This window comes from Plantactinospora sp. CA-290183 (assembly GCF_050936375.1).
GTDB lineage: Bacteria > Actinomycetota > Actinomycetes > Mycobacteriales > Micromonosporaceae > Plantactinospora.
Window position 1 is genome coordinate 657,255 of the sequence record NZ_JBNJMX010000002.1, and the last position, 18,056, is coordinate 675,310.

The window sequence follows — 18,056 nt, forward strand, 5'->3', positions numbered from 1 at the left end:
GCGGCGACTGTACGAAAGGAAGTTAGTTCCGACCGGTCGGGTGGCGGTGGGGCAACATCGTGGAGGGTTTGCAGGCTCCGGCGCGCCCTCCGCCCCCGTGTCCGGGCCCAACTGAGACGAGAACTGAGACGATAGTGCCCAGAGAGACACGTAGAGGCCGGTCCCGTGGGGACCGGCCTCTACGTTCTGCCTGCTCAGACGAGCGGAGGATACGAGATTCGAACTCGTGAGGGTGCAAACCCAACACGCTTTCCAAGCGTGCGCCCTAGGCCTCTAGGCGAATCCTCCGTCAGACAGGGTACAGGCTCCCGCCGTGTGGCCCACACCACCCGCCCCCCGAAGATCCGCCCCGAGGGCCGGGTAGACTTGGCGGCACCCCCCGTGCGGCGCCCATCTCGTGAACCTCCCCAGGGCCGGAAGGCAGCAAGGATAAGCGAGCTCTGGCGGGTGCACGGGGGGCCTTGCGTTCCCCGGCCACCCCAGCTCCGGTCACCCCAGGTGCGGGCGCCTGGCCGGGCCCCCGGGACGCCGGCGGTCGACCCCGCGCCGAGGCGTACCCCCGAGGGGTTGATGATCGAAGCCGGCACCGCGGTGATCGACGTGGAAATCGTCGGGCGCGCGTGACAGCCTGGCACCCGGCAGCATGGCGGCGGGTGGAGAATGGCCCGGTCGAGAGGAGGCGGGACGAGTGGCGCTGGCGCTCTACCGCAAGTACCGACCCCGCACGTTCGCCGAGGTCATCGGCCAGGAGCACGTCACCGAGCCGCTGTCGCAGGCGCTGCGCAGCGGGCGGCTGCACCACGCCTACCTCTTTTCCGGCCCGCGCGGCTGCGGCAAGACCTCCAGCGCCCGGATCCTGGCCCGCTCGCTCAACTGTGAGCAGGGCCCCACCCCGGAGCCGTGCGGCGTCTGTGACTCCTGTCGCGGGCTGGCCACCGACGGCGCCGGCTCGATCGACGTCATCGAGATCGACGCGGCCAGCCACGGCGGCGTGGACGACGCCCGCGAACTGCGCGAACGGGCCTTCTTCGCCCCGGCCAGCAGCCGCTTCAAGATCTACGTGATCGACGAGGCGCACATGGTCTCGACGCAGGGCTTCAACGCCCTGCTCAAGCTGGTCGAGGAGCCGCCGGAGTACGTCAAGTTCATCTTCGCCACGACCGAGCCGGAGAAGGTCCTCGGCACGATCAAGTCCCGGACCCACCACTATCCGTTCCGGTTGATCCCGCCGGGCGTGCTGCGGCCGTACCTGGAGCAGCTCGCCGAGGCGGAGGGCGTCAAGATCGAGCCGGCGGTCTTCCCGCTGGTGGTCAGGGCCGGCGGCGGCAGCGCCCGGGACACCCTGTCGGTGCTCGACCAGCTCATCTCCGGCGCCGGGCCGGAGGGGGTCAGCTACACCCGGGCCGTCGCGCTGCTCGGCGTCACCGACTCCGCGCTGATCGACGAGATGTGCGACGCGCTGGCCGCCGGGGACGGCGCCGCCGCGTACGCCACCGTCGACCGGGTCGCCGAGGCCGGCCACGACGCCCGCCGCTTCGCGGCCGACCTGCTGGAACGGCTCCGTGACCTGATCGTCCTGCGCCAGGTGCCGGACGCCGCGGCCAAGGGGCTGATCGACGGCCCGGCCGACCAGATCGAACGGATGGCGGCCCAGGCGGAGCGGCTCGGCCCGGCGACGCTCTCCCGCTGCGCGGACATCGTGCACAACGGGCTGGTCGAGATGCGCGGCACCACCGCCCCGCGACTGCTGCTGGAACTCATCTGCGCCCGCATGCTGCTGCCCGGCGCGGAGGACTCCACCGGCGGCCTGTTGCAGCGGCTCGAACGCATGGAACGCCGGCTCACCCTCTCCGGCGACCCGGCTCCGCCGGCCGTCCCGAGCCCCCCGCCGAGCGCACCGCCGGCCGTCGCGAGCCCGCCGCCGAGCGTCGTCCCGGCGCCCGCCGTCAGCGCGCCACCGGCCGCCGCCGGCCCCGCGCCGGTCGAGCCGACCACTTCCGACGTACGGCCGGTTTCCGCCGCTCCGGCCCCGCCGGCCGCCGTGCCGCAGTCCCCGCCGCGTCGACCGGTGCCGCCGGAGGCGGTGATGCCCGATCCGGCCACCCCTGATCCCGCGCCGCCGGGCACGGAGCAGCCGGGTGAGCTGGACGCCGCCGGCGTACGCCGGGTGTGGGGCGACGTGGTCGGCATGGTCAACCGCACCAACAAGCGGATCGCCGCCCTGATGCGCGACGCGGTCGTCCGCGACCTCGACGGCGACACCCTGGTGCTCACGGTGAAGTCCCCGGTGCTGGCGCAGATGCTCGCCAACTCCGCCAGCGTCCTCACCGACGCCCTCTACGAGGAGTTGGGCGGGCGCTGGCAGATCCGCTGCGAGGTGGCCGGAGAACAGCGGGGACCGGCCTCGGCGGCCCTGCCCCGGCCGGCCCCACCAGCGCCGTCGGGCGGTACGACCGGACCGGCGAACTCCGGCCCTGCCCCGGCCGGCGGTCCGGGCCCGGCGAACACCCGGCCGGCGGACGGCCGGGAACCAGCGGGCGGTGGAGCCACCGGGCACGGCCGGGAACCGGCGGGCGGTGGAGCCAGCGGAGGCGGCCGGGAGGCGGCGGGCGGTGGAGCCACTGGAGGCGGCCGGGAAGCGGCGGACGGCCGGGACGGCGCGGGCGGCACAGCGGCCGTGGCCGACGACGACTGGCCCGAACCGGCCCGCCCGGGTGGTGTCGACGCGGCCACGGCCCCGACCTCCGGGGACGACGAGGACTGGCCGGAACCAGCCCTTCCGGGAGGCGTGGCCGGGGGAGCCGATGCCGTCCCGACCTCGGCGAGCACGGCCGGCAACGGCGGCCCGACCGGAGGCATCGGCGCGGCAGCCGCGGGCAACGGCAGTGCGGCTCGGGGCGTCGGTGGACCGGCGGCCGGCAACGGCGGGCCGGCGGGTGCAACGCGCGGCAACCGGTCGGCGGCCGGCAACGGCACGGTCACCGGCAACAGCGGTACGGCCGGCAACGGCGGTACGGCCGCGGCGGTGGCGGTCGGCAGCGGCCTCGCGGCGGCCCGGGCGGCGGCGGCCGGGCGGGGCCCCCGTCCCACCCCCGCCGTGCCGGTAGCGGACCGCGACTGGGCCGGCGAGCCGCCCTACGACCCCGACTACGACGGGCCGGCCCGACCCGGTGGCGGCCCGGCAGCCGGCGCGACGGTCAACTACGAGGGCTTCGACCCGGGCGACGAACCGCTCGACGAGGTGATCGACGAGCGGACCGCGCGGCAGAGCAGCGAGCAGCAGGCGGTGCAACTCCTCCAGCAGGCGCTGGGCGCGGAGCGTATCGGCGAGGTGGACGCCCGCTGACGCGGGGGTGACCCGCCACGGCACCCGTCGACGGCGAACACGGACGCGCGAACACGGGCGCGCAACGTGGGCGCTCGAACCTGGGCGCGCAACGTGGGCGCACGGATGGGGCAGCTCTACAGCGCGGCACCCGCCACCAATACCCGCCGTCCTACCCGAGCAACGGTCCATCGTCCTAGCCGGACCGTAGGTCCCCGTCATACCCGGACGGGTGACCGTCCTATCCGGACGGTGGCGCGTGCCGTCCGGACGTACGCCGCTGCGCCGGCCGTGCGGTCCGGGTCCACCTCAGCGGCGTGAGCAGGGGCGAAACGGGGCGGCGGACATATCGATCATCCTCTAACATCGGTCGCCCACCCCCTACCTGCGGAAGTGGCGTGCGCGAATTCTCGGTGCCCGAGCGGCTCGGCGTACTCGGTCTGGGTGTAGCCCTGGCGGCGGCGGTCTGGCCGTCGGTGACCGACGCGACCGGCCTGGGCGTGCCGTGCCCGCTGCGCGCGCTGACCGGCGTGCCGTGTCCGGGCTGCGGCCTGACCACGGCGGCGGTCGCGCTGGTCCGCGGCGATCTCGGCAGCGCCGCCGCGGCGAATCCGGTGATCGTCGGCCTGGCGGTCGTCACGGTCGTCGCGATCCCGCTGCTCGCGCTGCGGACGGTCGGCGCGCTGCCGCCGCCGGTCGCCTGGTCGGCACCGGCCCGCCGGCGTACGGAGTGGGGTTCCGGTCTGCTCGCCCTGGCGAGCTGGTTGTTCCAGTTGCACCGGCTCGGCGTGGGCTGAGCCGTCCCCTTCACTCACCGCAACATCCTTCAGAGGAGTAACCCCTTGAACTACGCAAGTTGGGGCATCCGGGTCGGCGCCAACCTGATCGACGGGCTGGTACTGCTGCCGTTCGCCATCCTCGCCGGCGTCTTCGCCGGCTTCAGCATGGACGCGGAGACCGGCCAGGTCTCCAACCCCAACCCGCTCTACTACGTCTTCATCCTGCTCATGTTCCTGCTCAACGCCTACAACCGGTGGTACCTGGCCGGCAAGACCGGGCAGAGCTGGGGCAAGAAGGCGACCGGCATCTCCCTGGTCGCCGAGGCGACCGGCCAGCCGATCGGCGTCGGCAAGGCGTTCCTGCGCGAGCTCGCGCACTTCGTCGACGGGATCATCTGCTACATCGGGTACCTCTTCCCGATCTGGGACGCGAAGAAGCAGACCATCGGGGACAAGATCATGAGCACCGTGGTGGTCCGCTGACCGACCCGCCGGCCGGCCGTGGGCAGTCGAGCTGCCCACGGCCGGCCGGACTAGGCTGATAGGGACCGTTTTCGCCGACCGAGGAGTCGCCGTGCGCCCGGGTGGACAGCCCAACCTGCAACAGATGATGAAGCAGGCGCAGAAGATGCAGCAGCAGATCGCCGTCGCGCAGGCCGAGCTGGCCGAGGCGGAGCTGACCGGTACGGCCGGTGGCGGCCTGGTGACGGTGACGATCACCGGTGCCGGTGAGGTCAAGGCGGTGAAGATCGACCCTCGGGCGGTCGACCCGGACGACGTGGAGACCCTGGAGGATCTCGTGCTGGCGGCCGTACACAACGCCAACGACGAGGTGCGCAAGCTGACCGAGGAGAAGATGGGCCCGGTCACCGGCGGCATGGGCGGCCTCGGCCTGCCCGGTTTCTGAGCCACCCCGCATGTATGAGGGTGCGATCCAGGATCTGATCGACGAGCTGGGGCGGCTGCCGGGTGTCGGCCCGAAGAGCGCCCAGCGGATCGCCTTCCATGTTCTCTCCGCCGATCCGGCCGACGTCACCCGGCTGGCGACCGCGCTGCGCCGGGTGAAGGAGCTGGTGCGCTTCTGCACCAGTTGCTACAACGTCGCCGAGTCGGAGCAGTGCCGCGTCTGCCGTGATCCACGGCGTACCGACGAGGTGCTCTGCGTGGTGGAGGAGCCCAAGGACGTGGTCGCGATCGAGCGGACCGGGGAGTTCCGCGGCCGCTACCACGTGCTCGGCGGCGCGATCAACCCGCTGGAGGGGATCGGCCCGGACAACCTGCGGATCCGTGAGCTGATGACCCGGCTCGGCACCGGTACGGTGCGCGAGCTGATCCTCGCCACCGATCCCAACACCGAGGGCGAGGCCACCGCCACCTACCTGGCCCTGATGGTCAAGCCGATGGGGATCGCGGTGACCCGGCTGGCCAGCGGACTGCCGGTCGGCGGCGACCTGGAGTACGCCGACGAGATCACCCTGGGCCGGGCCTTCGAGGGCCGCCGCGCCGTCTGAGGCCCCCTCGACCACCGGACCGGGCCTCCGCCGGCTCCCCGGGGCGGGGTCCGCGGCGGCATCCCAGGTAACAAGTCGGCGTCGAACCAAGCCGGACAAAGAGTCCCATGCCGGCGCGACCCCGGGCCGGGACCACCTGTTCCGGGGCGGTTAAGACACGATCCGGTACCAACCCGTTCCCGCCCTGTTTCGGGTCGGTCCTTGTGACAGTTATCGTCACCGCCATCGGTGACCCTGTCACCAAAATGTCCGTACCCCCTAGGACGAGGTGAAGCACCATGCGTGCACCAAGGCCGAAGGTCGCGATCGCGGCCGTCGCGGTCGCGGCCCTCGCGGTAGCCGGCTGTGCCGAGAGCGACCGCGGCGATTCGGGCACAAGCCAGAACGACACCCTGGTCTTCGGCGTCGCCGGTGACCCGAAGGTGCTCGACCCGAGCCTGGCCAGTGACGGGGAGTCGCTGCGGGTGGCCCGGCAGGTCTTCGAGACGCTGGTCCGGCCGGAGGAGGGCGGCACCAAGATCACTCCCGGCCTGGCCGAGAGCTGGACCCCGGACGCCACCGGCACCGTCTGGACCTTCAAGCTCCGCTCGGGCGTGAAGTTCCACGACGGCACCGACTTCAACGCCGAAGCGGTCTGCGTCAACTTCAACCGGTGGTACAACTCCACCGGGCTGATGCAGAGCCCCGACGTCACGCCGTACTGGCAGGACGTGATGGGCGGCTTCGCCAAGAACGAGCGCGACGACCTGCCGGAGAGCCTCTTCAAGTCCTGCACCGCCAAGGACGCGACCACGGTCGACCTCGCCTTCACCCGGGTCTCCAGCAAGGTCCCGGCCGCCCTGATGCTGCCCTCGTTCTCGATCCACAGCCCCAAGGCGCTGACGGACTACCAGGCCAGCAACATCACCGGCAGCGCGGACGACGTCAAGTACCCGTCGTACGCGATGGAGCACCCGACCGGCACCGGGCCGTTCAAGTTCAAGGCGTGGGACATCGCGAACAAGACGCTGACCCTGGAGCGGAACGAGGAGTACACCGGTCCGCAGAAGGCCAAGCTGAAGACCCTGATCTTCAAGACGATCTCGGACGAGAACGCCCGCAAGCAGGCGCTGCGCTCCGGTGACATCCAGGGGTACGACCTCGTCGGCCCGGCCGACGTCGAGCCGTTGAAGAACGAGGGCTTCAACATGCTCACCCGCCCGGCGTTCAACATCCTCTACCTGGCGATCAACCAGAAGGGGAACCCGAAGCTCGCCGACATCAAGGTCCGGCAGGCGATCGCGCACGCGCTGAACCGGCAGGCGCTGGTCGACTCGAAGCTGCCCCCGGGCGCCAAGGTCGCCAGCCAGTTCATGCCGGACACCGTGGACGGCTGGAACCCGACGGTCCCCACGTACGACTACAACGTGGAGAAGGCCAAGCAGCTGCTGGCCGAGGCCGGCGCGACGAACCTGACCCTGCGGTTCCACTACCCGACCGAGGTCACCCGGCCGTACATGCCGAACCCGAAGGACATCTTCGAGCTGCTCTCGAACGACCTGAAGGCGGTCGGCATCACCGTCCAGGGGATCCCGCTGAAGTGGAGCCCGGACTACCTCAACGCCACCACCTCGGGTAGCGCGCACGACCTGCACTTCCTCGGTTGGACCGGCGACTACGGCGACGGTTACAACTTCATCGGCACGATGTTCGACCGGCAGAAGGACGAGTGGGGCTTCAACAACCCCGCGCTGTTCGAGCAGTTCAAGCAGGCCGACACCACGGCGGACCCGGCGGCCCGGTTCGAGCTGTACAAGCAGCTCAACGCCAAGGTCATGGAGTTCCTGCCCGGCGTGCCGGTCTCGCACTCGCCGCCGGCGATCGTGTTCGGCAAGGACGTGACCGGCGTCAAGGCGAGCCCGCTCACCGACGAGCGGTTCGCCACCGCCGAGTTCAAGTCCTGATCTAGAGCAGAGGGACCGCGGGCGGGCGTGCCCTGGTCACCGGCCGGACGACCTCCGGCCGGTGACCAGCCGGGCGCCCGCCCGCGTGCCCCTCCGTACCCCCGCCAGAGGCCGCCGTGTTCCGGTTCATCGTCAGACGCCTGCTACAGCTGATACCCGCGCTGTTCGGGCTCTCCATCCTGCTGTTCATCTGGCTGCACCGGCTCCCCGGCGGCCCCGAGACCGCGATCCTCGGCGAGCGCGGCACCCCGGAGATGCGCGCCGCGATCCGGCAGAACCTCGGCCTGGACGAGCCGATCCTGATCCAGTACGGCCGCTTCATGAAGCGGATGTTCCAGCTCGACCTCGGCACCTCGATCGCCACCAAGCGCGAGGTCACCACCGAGTTCCTCCAGCGCTTCCCGGGTACCGTCGAACTGGCCGCCACGGCGATGGTCATCGCGATCGCGGTGGGCATCCCGCTCGGCTACCTCGCCGCCCGCCGCCGCGGCCGGTTCCTCGACCACGCCTCCGTCGCCGGATCGCTGATCGGTGTCTGCATCCCGGTCTTCTTCCTGGCGTACGTGCTCAAGGCGATCTTCGCGGAGAACCTGCACTGGTTCCCGTCCAGCGGTCGGCAGGACGCCACCATCGAGGCCACCCGGATCACCAACTTCTTCGTACTGGACGGCCTGCTGACCCGGGAGTGGGACGCGGCCGCCGACGCGATCTGGCACCTGGTGCTGCCCGGCCTCGCGCTGGCCAGCATCCCGCTCGCGATCATCGTGCGGATCACCCGGGCCAGCGTGCTGGAGGTGCTCGGCGAGGACTTCGTCCGGACCGCCGAGGCGAAGGGCCTGACCGAGCGGGTCGTCCGCAACCGGCACGTGCTGCGCAACGCGATGCTGCCGGTCGCCACCACGATCGGTCTGCTCACCGGTGGTCTGCTCTCCGGCGCGGTGCTCACCGAGACGGTCTTCGCGTTCAGCGGGATCGGGGCGTTCATCGCCGACTCGATCAGCCAGCGCGACTATCCGGTCCTGATGGGCTTCATCATGATCATCGCGGTGGTCTTCGTCCTGGTGAACCTGATAGTCGACCTCTCCTACAGCCTGATCGACCCGAGGGTGAGGGTCCGATGAGCCGGCCTGTCACGAACGGAGGGCCACGGGCGTGAGCGTCACCGAGAGGGCCAGGAAGAAGGCCGCGAAGCTCGACCGGCTCGGCGAGCTGTCCGCGGCCCGGGACGAGGAGCGCGGGGTCAGCCTCTGGCAGGAGGCGTTCCGCCGGTTGCGCCGCAACCCGGCCGCGATCGTCGGCGCCGCCGTGTTCGGGCTGTTCCTGATCATCGCGATCGTCGGCCCGTTCTTCGTGCCGTACGCCCCGACCGACACCGTCGGGATCCGCGAGGGCCTGGTCAGGTCGGGGCAGGGGATCATCCCGGGGCCCTCGGGCGACCACTGGCTCGGCTTCGACCACCAGGGTCGGGACGAGTTCAGCCGGTTGATCGTCGGGGCCCGGCAGACCCTGCTGGTCGGGGTGGTCTCCACGCTGATCGGTCTCGCGGTCGGCGCGCTGGTCGGCGGCATCGCGGGTGCCGCCGCCGGGCTCGGCGGCCGGTGGGGGCGCTGGGTCGACACCGCCCTGATGCGGGTCGTCGACATGATGCTGGCGCTGCCCAGCCTGCTGCTCGCGGTCAGCATCGCCGCGCTGCTCGGGGCGAGCCTGACGACCGTCATGATCGCGGTCGGTGTCGTCTCGGTACCGGTCTTCGCCCGGCTGCTGCGCGGCTCGATGATCGCCCAGTCGAACACCGACTACGTGCTCGCCTCGACCTCGCTCGGGGTACGCCGGACGAAGATCGCGCTCAGCCACGTGCTGCCGAACTCGCTCGCCCCGGTCATCGTGCAGGCGACGCTGACCCTGGCCACCGCGATCATCGAGGCGGCGGCGCTCTCCTTCCTCGGCCTGGGCAACCCCGACACGGCGGTGCCGGAGTGGGGGGTGATGCTCGCCGACGCGCAGCCGTACCTGGGCATCCGGCCCGCGCTGGCGATCTATCCGGCGGTGGCGATCATCATCACCGCGCTGGGCTTCACCCTGCTCGGTGAGGCGATGCGCGAGGCCCTCGACCCGAAGCTGCGGAAGTGATCTGTCATGGCACTGCTTGATGTGGACGGTCTCTCCGTCACGTTCCGCCAGCGCGGGAAGCGTACGGTGCGGGCGGTCGACGGGGTGTCGTTCTCCGTCGACGCCGGCGAGGTGGTCGGGCTGGTCGGCGAGTCCGGCTGCGGCAAGAGCGTGACCTCGCTGGCCCTGATGGGCCTGCTGCCCCGGCAGCACGGCGTCATGGTGGAGGGCAGCGCGGTCTTCGACGGTACGGACCTGCTCCGGGTGGACCGGCGGACGATGCGGGACATCCGGGGCCGGGACGTCGCGATGATCTTCCAGGATCCGCTCTCCTCGCTGAACCCGGTGATCCCGATCGGCCGGCAGGTGACCGAGGTGCTCACCCGGCACCGGGGCCTGAGCGGCGACGCGGCCCGCAAGGAGGCGGCCGACCTGCTGGACCGGGTCGGCATCCCCGACCCGACCCGCCGGCTGAAGGAATATCCGCACCAGCTCTCCGGCGGGATGCGGCAGCGGGCGCTGATCGCCATCGCGGTGGCCTGCCAGCCCCGGCTGCTGATCGCCGACGAGCCCACCACGGCGCTCGACGTGACCATCCAGGCGCAGATCCTGGAACTGCTCAAGAGCCTGGTCCGCGAGTCCGGTACGGCCCTGGTCATGATCACCCACGACCTCGGGGTGGTCGCCGGGATGTGCGACACGGTCAACGTGCTCTACGCCGGCCGGGTGGTGGAGACCGCCCGCCGCCGGCCGCTCTTCGCCGAGCCGCGGCACCCGTACACCGTGGGTCTGCTCGGGTCGATCCCGCGCCTGGACGCCGGTCGGGGCGACCGGCTCACCCCGATCCCCGGCTCGGTCCGGGACGTGCTGCCCTGGGCCGACGGCTGCGGGTTCGCGCCCCGCTGTGAGCGGCAGGTGGACGGCTGCGTCGGCGGCCCGCCGGCGCTGGTGCTGACCCACACCGACCGCACGTACCGCTGCGTCAACCCGGTGCCGGCCGGCTCGGCGGCCGGCGGCGCGCCGGTGGCGATCGTGACGACGGACGGCGAGGTACGGCCCGCGACCGACGCCGTGGAGGCGGCCGGAGCCGACGTGGCCGGGTCCGGTGTGCCGGGGACCGCGACCGGGGCGGCGACCGGCGTCGAACCGGCGCCCCCGGGGCTTGTGCCCGCACCGCGCGAGGAGGAGTCGGCATGACCGACGGCAACGAGACCGGCGCGGCTCCCCGCGACGGCAACCTGGTCGAGGTCCGGGACCTCAAGGTGCACTTCCCGATCACCCGTGGGGTGATCTTCGACCGGGTGGTCGGGCACGTGAAGGCGGTCGACGGGGTGGACCTGTCGATCCCGCGCGGCAGGACGTACGGGTTGGTGGGCGAGTCCGGCTGCGGCAAGTCGACGCTCGGCCGGGCGCTCCTGCAACTCACCCCGCCGACCAGCGGGGAGGTGAGCTTCGACGGGGTCGAGCTGACCCGGCTGGCGCCCAACCGGATGCGCGAGATGCGCCGCCGGATGCAGATGATCTTCCAGGACCCGATGTCCAGTCTCGACCCCCGGCAGAACGTCGAGTCGATCCTGGTCGAGGGCCTCCAGGCGCACGGCATCGGCGCCGACCGGGAGGAGCGGCGGCGGATCATCAGCAAGACCCTGGACGCCGTGGGTCTGCCGAAGTGGGCGCTGTCCCGCTATCCGCACGAGTTCTCCGGCGGGCAGCGGCAGCGGATCGGCATCGCCCGGGCGCTGGTGCTCGGGCCGGACCTGGTCGTCGCCGACGAGCCGGTCTCCGCGCTGGACGTGTCGATCCAGGCCCAGGTGGTCAACCTCCTCGACGAGCTCCAGACCGAGCTGGGCCTCACCTACCTGGTGATCGCGCACGACCTGGCGGTGGTACGGCACATCTCCGACACGGTCGGCGTGATGTACCTCGGTGCGCTGGTGGAGGAGGCGCCCAGCGACCGCCTCTACTCGGAGCCGCTGCACCCCTACACCCGGGCGTTGATGTCGGCCGTGCCGGTGCCGGACCCGGAGGTGGAGGACCGCCGGGAGCGGATCCTGCTCGCCGGTGACCTGCCCTCGCCGGCCAATCCGCCGGCCGGCTGCCGCTTCCACACCCGCTGCCCGTGGGCCCAGCCGACCCGTTGCGCCGAGGAACGGCCGGTGCTGCGCCCGATCGGGGCGAGCCGGGTCGCCTGCCACTGGGCGGAGGAGATCGCCAGCGGCCAGCTGCGCCCGCACGGGGTGACGCCGAGCATCGTCCGGCCGGAGGGCGAGGGCGCGACGCCGCACGTCGTCTCCGCACCGAGCGAGCCGGGCTCGTTCGTCTGACCTGCCGCGCCGACGGCCGGTCTCCACCACCGGAGGAGACCGGCCGTCGCCGAGGGGATGCCCCGGCGGTCAGAGGTCGGCGTGCGCGTCCACCGGTACGTTGTCGGTCGGGTCGTTGATCCAGATCGGCCGCCAGTCAACCAGCTCGTGGTAGCGGCGCAGCTCGGCGAAGCCCGAGACCGACCCGGTCCAGGCGCCGTAGGGCGGGTTCCCCGTGTCGAAGCCGCTCTGGGTGAAGGTCAGGCGGGTGGCCCCGCCCGACTCCGCCAGCTCCCAGGTGGTGATCCCGACCGGTCCCCAGTCGACGGACATCTTGCGGCCCGGGTCGAGGTCGACGACCTTCGCGGCGAAGCCCGACTCAAAGCCGCCCATGGCGTAGCGTCCGCCGACGTACGGCTCGATGCCGACCGGGTAGCCGAACCACTCGCTGACCTTCTCCGAGTCGACCAGCGAGTCGTAGACCTCCCCGACCGGCGCGTTGATGACCAGTTCCTCGCGGAAGGTCGTCGAGGTGAAGTCGGTCCTCGGGGTGACCGGTCGGCCCTCGACGTGGTCGACCAGGTTGGCGATCGCCAGCGACCAGTACGTCTGGAGGACGCCCCGGATGCTGGCGCCGGTGATCGCGTCCTGGAAGTCCCAGTGCGTCTGGTCGAGGGAGATGACCGTCGAGGTGGCGCTCTCCTCCTCCAACCGGATCTCGGTGGTGGTCTCCTCGCCGCCGAGCAGCCAGGTGAAGCGCAGGGTGTGGTCGTCGACGTGCAGCAGCCGCTGGTGCGGGGCGTCGCCCTCGGGGGTGAAGCGGCCCCAGAACTCGTACCGGTGCGGCAGGTCGACCTCGGCGTGCTCGGCGAGCCAGCCGCGCAGTGCGTCGGCGTCGGTGAGGGCGTGCCGGACCGCCGTGATCGGGGCGTTGGCGCGGGCGCGGAGCTTCAGTGGTGCGGTCATTCCGTTCTCTCCTTGGGATAGCAGGCGACGGCGAGCTTGAAGGCGTCGCCCTCGGCGCCGCCGTAGCGGGTGAAGAGGTCCTGTAGCGCGGTGCGGAGGTCGTCCAGGAACTGCTGGCGGTGCTCGGCGGGCACCCGGATCTCGCCGGAGACCCCGAGCGACGGCAGCTCGGGGGCGGTGCGGTCGAGCGCGCCGATGTCGGCCTGCACCTCCTCCATCAGGTCGAGCAGGTAGCCCAGGCTCAGCTCGTCCTGCGTCCTGCGGAGGCCGATCCGGCCGACGAGCCGGGGTGAGAGCCAGTAGGAGCTGGCGCTCGCCTGGTAGATGCCCTCGTGGATGCCGCGCACCTTCCGCTCGGACACCTGCTCCACCAGGCCGGCCTCGACCAGCCGTTTCACGTGGTAGTAGACCCGCTGCGGGGTCTGGTCGAGCCGGGTCGCGACCTCGGTGCAGGTGCGCGGCTCGGCCAGTTGCCGCAGCACCTCGATGCGCTGCGGTTTGAGCAGTGCCTCGGCCTGCTCGATCTGCTCCAGGTACATCACTTCTCTCATGGCAAAAACAATCCTGTACGTAAAAAGAAGTTTTGTCAATGGGCCAGCCGAAAGTCCCGGCGGGCGAACGGTGCGGCTCAGCCCTCGGGACGGTTCAGCAGGCCCACCGCGATGGTGTGCACCGCGGCCAGGTCGGCCGGGTCGGCCAGCGGCGCCGTGCCGCCGGTGACCGCGTACCACTCGTCGGCGTCCTTGTACTGCACCCGGAGGACGGCCTGGCTCCCCTGCAACTCGCTGCGCAGGGTCAACTCACCGGTGACCACCCCGACCTCGTCGGTCATCACCCCGCCGGGCCCGGCGGTGATGTCGGTGGTGGAGGCGTTCGGGTCGGGCTCGGCTTGCGCCATTCAGCAGCTCCCCAGCATGTCGCCGAGCGCGGCCTTCTCGGCGGCGGTCACGGACAGTCGCCAGTAGTGCTTGACCGCGATCCAGTCACGAGCATATTGACACCAGTCGTCGCGGTTCGGGGGCTTCCACTGCGACGGATCCTGGTCGCCCTTCGCCCGGTTCGACGTGGCCGAGACGGCGACGAGCTGCGGTCGGTCGAGGTCGTTGGCGAACTCGCCGCGCTTGTCGTCGTCCCAGTCGTCCGCCCCGGAACGCCAGGCGTTGGCGAGCGGCACCATGTGGTCGATGTCGACGTCGGCGGGATCGGCCAGCGTCCGCTTGTCGTACCGGCTCGACCATCGGCCCCCGACCACGTTGCAGCCGGAGAGCTTGATGTCCGTGCCGTCGCGCTGGAGCACGGTGTCCCGTACGTCGCAGTTCTTGCCGGCGTTGCGCCAGTGCGGGAAATGCTCCCGGCTGTAGCCGCGCATCGAGCCGGCCGTCGCGACGGTGAGCTGGTCGAGCTGGGCGGAGGTGTCGGTGGTGCTCGCGGGGCGGGGTGGCGGCTGGTCGTCGGGGACGGCGCAACCGGTGGCCCCGGCGACGACGAGCACGGCGGCGATCATGGCCGTGGCTCCCGGCCATGATCGTGGTCTGCTACTGATGAACGGCACGGCTCAAGCTTGCGGGGTGTCGACCGATCGAGACAGCATCCGGAGGAGGTTCCGGCGTTTCGTCGCATCCTACGCGTCCGGCAGGGCAGATTGGAGCCCGTGGCCGACTCGTCAGCGCCGCTGCGCTTGGGTACCGCGGCCGGGCGGGGGACCCTGCTCGCCGCCGTCCTCGCGTCCGGGATGGTCTTCCTGGACTCGACGGTCGTCAACGTGGCCCTGCCGCACCTCGGCGCCGAGCTGCACGCCAGCACCTCGGGTCTACAGTGGACCCTGGACGGCTACCTGCTGACCCTGGCCGCCTTCGTCCTGCTCGGCGGCGCGCTCGGCGACCGGCTCGGGCGGCGCCGCGTCTTCCTCTTCGGGGTGCTCGCCTTCACCGCCGCGTCAGTGCTCTGCGGCGCCGCCCAGAGCGTCGAGTGGCTGGTCGCCGCCCGCTTCCTCCAGGGCCTCGGCGGCGCCCTGCTCACCCCCGGCTCGCTGGCGCTGCTGCAGTCCAGCTTCCACCCGGACGACCGGGGCCGGACGATCGGCGCCTGGTCCGGGCTTGCCGGCGTCTCGACCGCGCTCGGCCCGTTCCTCGGCGGCTGGCTCATCGACGCGCTCTCCTGGCGGTGGATCTTCTTCATCAACCTGCCGTTCGCGGTCGTGGTGATCCTCGTCGCGCTGCGCTGGACCCCGGAGAGCCGCGCCGACACCGCGCAACGGTCCCGGTTCGACGTGTCCGGCTCGCTGCTCGGCGCACTGGGCCTGGCCGGCATCACATACGCGCTGGTCGAGGCCCCGCAGCTCGGTGCCGGCGCCTGGCAGGTGGTCGGCGCGGCACTGCTCGGCGTCGCCGCCGCGGTCGCCTTCGTCCTGCTGGAACGGCACCGGAACGCGGCCGCGATGCTGCCACCGGCGCTCTTCGCCAGCCGGCTGTTCCGGGTGCTGAACGTCTACACCCTGCTGGTCTACGCCGCGCTGACCGGCTTCACCTTCTTCTTCTCGGTCTACCTCCAGAACGTCGTCGGCTACTCGGCCCTGAAGACCGGACTGGCCACCCTGCCGCTGACCATCCTGCTGCTGGTCGGCTCGGCCCGGGCCGGCGCGCTCGCCTCCCGGATCGGCCCCCGGCTGCCGCTCACCATCGGGCCGGTGCTCGCCGCCGGCGGACTGCTGCTGCTGCACGGAATCGACCGGGGTGCCTCCTACTGGGTGGCGATCCTGCCCGGGATGACCCTGTTCGGCCTCGGCCTGACCATGGTGGTGGCCCCGCTGACCGCCTCCGTGCTGGCCGCCGCCGCGGACCGGTTCGCGGGCGCGGCGAGCGGGCTCAACAACGCCGCCTCCCGGGTCGGTGGCCTGCTCGCGGTCTCCGGGCTCCCGCTGCTGGTCGGCCTCTCCGGGGCGGGCTACCGGATGCCCGGCGAACTCACCTCGGCGTACCGGGCGGCAGTGCTCTGGTGCGCCGGACTGCTCGTCGCCGGGGCCGCCCTGGCCGGCGTACTGGTGCAGCGGCCGGGGCGCGAACCCCGGCCGTCCCGCCCCTGCCCGTCGCTGCCGCCGCCCCCCACCCACCAGTACGAGGACGGGTCCGACCCGCACCGGGCGGCGGCCGGACGCGGGCCGGAGCCGGGCCGAGGCGCGGGCCGGCCGGGGTGACCGGTCCGACCCGCGCCGTGCGGGGTCAGGGCAGCGCCCGGATCAGCGCAGGGCCCGGTTGACCGCGCTGGTCACCGCCCGCACCGAGGCGGTCACGATGTTGGCGTCGAGGCCGGCACCCCAGACGGTACGGCCGTCGACCTCGCACTCCACGTACGCGGCGGCCTGGGCGTCCCCACCGGAGGACATCGCGTGCTCGTGGTAGTCCAGCACCCGTACCCGCACGTCGAGCGCCTGCAACGCGTTGACGTACGCGTCGATCGGGCCGTTGCCGGCCGCGCCGAGTGACCGGCGCTGCCCGCCGGTGACGACCTCGGCCTCGATCTCCACCTTGCCGTCCACGGTGCCGATCGCGTACGTCTCGACCCGCACCGCCGGGTCGGGCTGCCGCTCCATCAGGTACTCCTCGGCGAAGACCTGCCACATCCGGGCCGGCTCCACCTCGCCGCCGCCGTCGTCGGTGATCCGCTGCACGACGCCGGAGAACTCGATCTGGAGCCGGCGGGGCAGGTCGAGGTGGTGCTCGGTCTTCATGATGTACGCGACGCCGCCCTTGCCGGACTGCGAGTTGACCCGGATCACCGCCTCGTAGGTGCGGCCCAGGTCCTTCGGGTCGACCGGCAGGTAGGGGACCGCCCAGGGGAACTCGTCGATCGGCACCCCGGCGGCCTCGGCGTCGGCGGCCAGCGCGTCGAAGCCCTTGTTGATGGCGTCCTGGTGCGAGCCGGAGAACGCGGTGTAGACCAGGTCGCCCGCGTACGGGTGCCGCTCGTGCACCGGCAGCTGGTTGCAGTACTCGACGGCACGCTTGATCTCGTCGATCCGCGAGAAGTCGATCTGCGGGTCGACGCCCTGGGAGAAGAGGTTCAGCCCCAGGGTGACCAGGTCGACGTTGCCGGTGCGCTCGCCGTTGCCGAAGAGGCAGCCCTCGATCCGGTCCGCGCCGGCCAGCAGCCCCAGCTCGGCGGCGGCGACCCCGGTGCCCCGGTCGTTGTGCGGGTGCAGCGACAGGATCACGCTGTCCCGCCGGGGCAGGTTCCGGTGCATCCACTCGATCGAGTCGGCGTAGACGTTCGGGGTGGCCATCTCGACGGTCGCCGGCAGGTTGAGGATCAGCGGGCGGTCCGGGGTCGGGTCGATCACCTCGATCACCGCCGCGCAGACATCGCGGGCGTAGTCCAGCTCGGTGCCGGTGTACGACTCGGGGGAGTACTCGTAGAAGACGTCGGTGTCCGGGGCGTGGATCTCGTGGTACTTCTGGCAGAGCCGGGCGCCGGAGGTGGCGATGTCGGTGATGCCGTCCCGGTCCAGCCCGAAGACGACCCGCCGCTGCAACGTCGAGGTCGAGTTGTAGAAGTGCACGATCGCCCGCTTGGCGCCGCGGATCGACTGGAACGTCCGGTCGATCAGGTGCTCCCGACACTGCGTCAGCACCTGGATCGTCACGTCGTCCGGGATCAGGTCCTGCTCGATGAGCTGCCGTACGAAATCGAAGTCGGTCTGGCTCGCCGACGGGAAGCCGACCTCGATCTCCTTGTAGCCCATCTGCACCAGCAGGTGGAACATCCGGCGCTTGCGCTCCGGCGACATCGGGTCGATCAGCGCCTGGTTGCCGTCCCGGAGGTCGACGGCACACCACCGGGGCGCCACCTCGACGCGCCGGGTCGGCCAGCTCCGGTCGGGCAGGTCGACGGCGAACTGCCGGTGGTACGGCTGGTAGCGCTGGTACGGCATGCGGCTGGCGCGCTGGCGGGCTATCGGATCAGCGTCGGTGGTGCCGGCTGGCTGTGACATTGCGGAGAGCTCCCGTGGTCATGTGGCGTGAGCGCCTGGGTCTGGAAGAGGCGCCTGGCTGACGGACCGGCGCACGATGCGTCGGCGCGAGGCGGTGGATCTTCGAAATTGGCTGGCCGCGACGGGGATCGGC

The 18,056-nt window shown here is 71.7% G+C and carries 15 protein-coding genes, 1 tRNA gene, 1 other RNA gene and 1 pseudogene; 12 read left to right on the forward strand and 6 right to left on the reverse strand.

All coding sequences use genetic code 11. From position 1 onward, the window contains the following. Positions 1 to 203: 203 nt before the first annotated feature. Positions 204 to 288, reverse strand: a tRNA-Ser gene (locus ACQEUR_RS07875). Positions 289 to 373: 85 nt separating this feature from the next. Between ACQEUR_RS07875 and ffs the strand changes: the two genes are divergently transcribed. The 11 genes from ffs (at position 374) to ACQEUR_RS07930 (ending at position 11,991) form a co-directional block, all read left to right on the forward strand. Next, positions 374 to 464: signal recognition particle sRNA small type (gene ffs / locus ACQEUR_RS07880), an RNA gene on the forward strand. 224 nt (positions 465 to 688) lie between these two features. Then, positions 689 to 3,346 (forward strand): DNA polymerase III subunit gamma and tau, encoded by a 2,658-nt coding sequence (locus ACQEUR_RS07885; RefSeq protein WP_433027577.1) that lies wholly within the window; start codon positions 689 to 691, stop codon positions 3,344 to 3,346. A 377-nt stretch (positions 3,347 to 3,723) separates the two neighbouring features. Then, positions 3,724 to 4,122, forward strand: coding sequence for a DUF2752 domain-containing protein (locus ACQEUR_RS07890; protein ID WP_433027580.1), 399 nt, complete (start codon positions 3,724 to 3,726; stop codon positions 4,120 to 4,122). Positions 4,123 to 4,167: 45 nt separating this feature from the next. Next, positions 4,168 to 4,587: an RDD family protein gene (locus ACQEUR_RS07895; RefSeq protein ID WP_433027583.1), complete on the forward strand. Its 420-nt coding sequence runs from the start codon at positions 4,168 to 4,170 to the stop codon at positions 4,585 to 4,587. 115 nt (positions 4,588 to 4,702) lie between these two features. Then, on the forward strand, positions 4,703 to 5,011 hold the full coding sequence (locus ACQEUR_RS07900; protein WP_433027801.1) for a YbaB/EbfC family nucleoid-associated protein: 309 nt from the start codon (positions 4,703 to 4,705) through the stop codon (positions 5,009 to 5,011). A 10-nt stretch (positions 5,012 to 5,021) separates the two neighbouring features. Beyond that, on the forward strand, positions 5,022 to 5,615 hold the full coding sequence (gene recR, locus ACQEUR_RS07905; RefSeq protein ID WP_433027586.1) for a recombination mediator RecR: 594 nt from the start codon (positions 5,022 to 5,024) through the stop codon (positions 5,613 to 5,615). Between the two features lie 278 nt (positions 5,616 to 5,893). Beyond that, positions 5,894 to 7,558 (forward strand): ABC transporter substrate-binding protein, encoded by a 1,665-nt coding sequence (locus ACQEUR_RS07910; RefSeq protein WP_433027589.1) that lies wholly within the window; start codon positions 5,894 to 5,896, stop codon positions 7,556 to 7,558. A 116-nt stretch (positions 7,559 to 7,674) separates the two neighbouring features. Further along, positions 7,675 to 8,679: an ABC transporter permease gene (locus ACQEUR_RS07915; protein ID WP_433027592.1), complete on the forward strand. Its 1,005-nt coding sequence runs from the start codon at positions 7,675 to 7,677 to the stop codon at positions 8,677 to 8,679. A 31-nt stretch (positions 8,680 to 8,710) separates the two neighbouring features. Further along, positions 8,711 to 9,688, forward strand: coding sequence for an ABC transporter permease (locus ACQEUR_RS07920; protein ID WP_433027595.1), 978 nt, complete (start codon positions 8,711 to 8,713; stop codon positions 9,686 to 9,688). 6 nt (positions 9,689 to 9,694) lie between these two features. Then, on the forward strand, positions 9,695 to 10,864 hold the full coding sequence (locus ACQEUR_RS07925) for an ABC transporter ATP-binding protein (RefSeq protein ID WP_433027598.1): 1,170 nt from the start codon (positions 9,695 to 9,697) through the stop codon (positions 10,862 to 10,864). Further along, positions 10,861 to 11,991: an ABC transporter ATP-binding protein gene (locus tag ACQEUR_RS07930; protein WP_433027601.1), complete on the forward strand. Its 1,131-nt coding sequence runs from the start codon at positions 10,861 to 10,863 to the stop codon at positions 11,989 to 11,991. The genes ACQEUR_RS07925 and ACQEUR_RS07930 overlap by 4 nt, the downstream gene beginning before the upstream one ends. Before the next feature lie 69 nt (positions 11,992 to 12,060). Here ACQEUR_RS07930 and ACQEUR_RS07935 read toward each other — a convergent pair whose 3' ends face one another. The 4 genes and pseudogenes from ACQEUR_RS07935 to ACQEUR_RS07950 all read right to left on the reverse strand — a co-directional run bounded on the left by ACQEUR_RS07935 (position 12,061) and on the right by ACQEUR_RS07950 (position 14,440). Further along, positions 12,061 to 12,936, reverse strand: coding sequence for an SRPBCC family protein (locus ACQEUR_RS07935; RefSeq protein ID WP_433027604.1), 876 nt, complete (start codon positions 12,934 to 12,936; stop codon positions 12,061 to 12,063). After that, the gene (locus ACQEUR_RS07940; protein WP_433027607.1) at positions 12,933 to 13,487 is read right to left on the reverse strand and encodes a helix-turn-helix domain-containing protein; all 555 of its coding nucleotides are present in this window, start codon (positions 13,485 to 13,487) and stop codon (positions 12,933 to 12,935) included. The genes ACQEUR_RS07935 and ACQEUR_RS07940 overlap by 4 nt, the downstream gene beginning before the upstream one ends. A gap of 77 nt (positions 13,488 to 13,564) precedes the next feature. Beyond that, positions 13,565 to 13,807: pseudogene (locus ACQEUR_RS07945) on the reverse strand (hypothetical protein); the annotation flags it as partial. Positions 13,808 to 13,834: 27 nt separating this feature from the next. Then, positions 13,835 to 14,440 carry an HNH endonuclease family protein gene (locus tag ACQEUR_RS07950; RefSeq protein WP_433027610.1) on the reverse strand — a complete coding sequence of 202 codons (606 nt, stop codon included), beginning with the start codon at positions 14,438 to 14,440 and terminating at the stop codon, positions 13,835 to 13,837. 147 nt (positions 14,441 to 14,587) lie between these two features. Here ACQEUR_RS07950 and ACQEUR_RS07955 point away from each other — a divergent pair, with 147 nt between their 5' ends. Then, positions 14,588 to 16,129: a DHA2 family efflux MFS transporter permease subunit gene (locus ACQEUR_RS07955; protein WP_433027613.1), complete on the forward strand. Its 1,542-nt coding sequence runs from the start codon at positions 14,588 to 14,590 to the stop codon at positions 16,127 to 16,129. Between the two features lie 42 nt (positions 16,130 to 16,171). Here ACQEUR_RS07955 and leuA read toward each other — a convergent pair whose 3' ends face one another. Next, entirely contained in the window at positions 16,172 to 17,923 is a 1,752-nt protein-coding gene (gene leuA / locus ACQEUR_RS07960; protein ID WP_433027616.1) for a 2-isopropylmalate synthase, read from the reverse strand. Between the last annotated feature and the right edge of the window lie 133 nt (positions 17,924 to 18,056).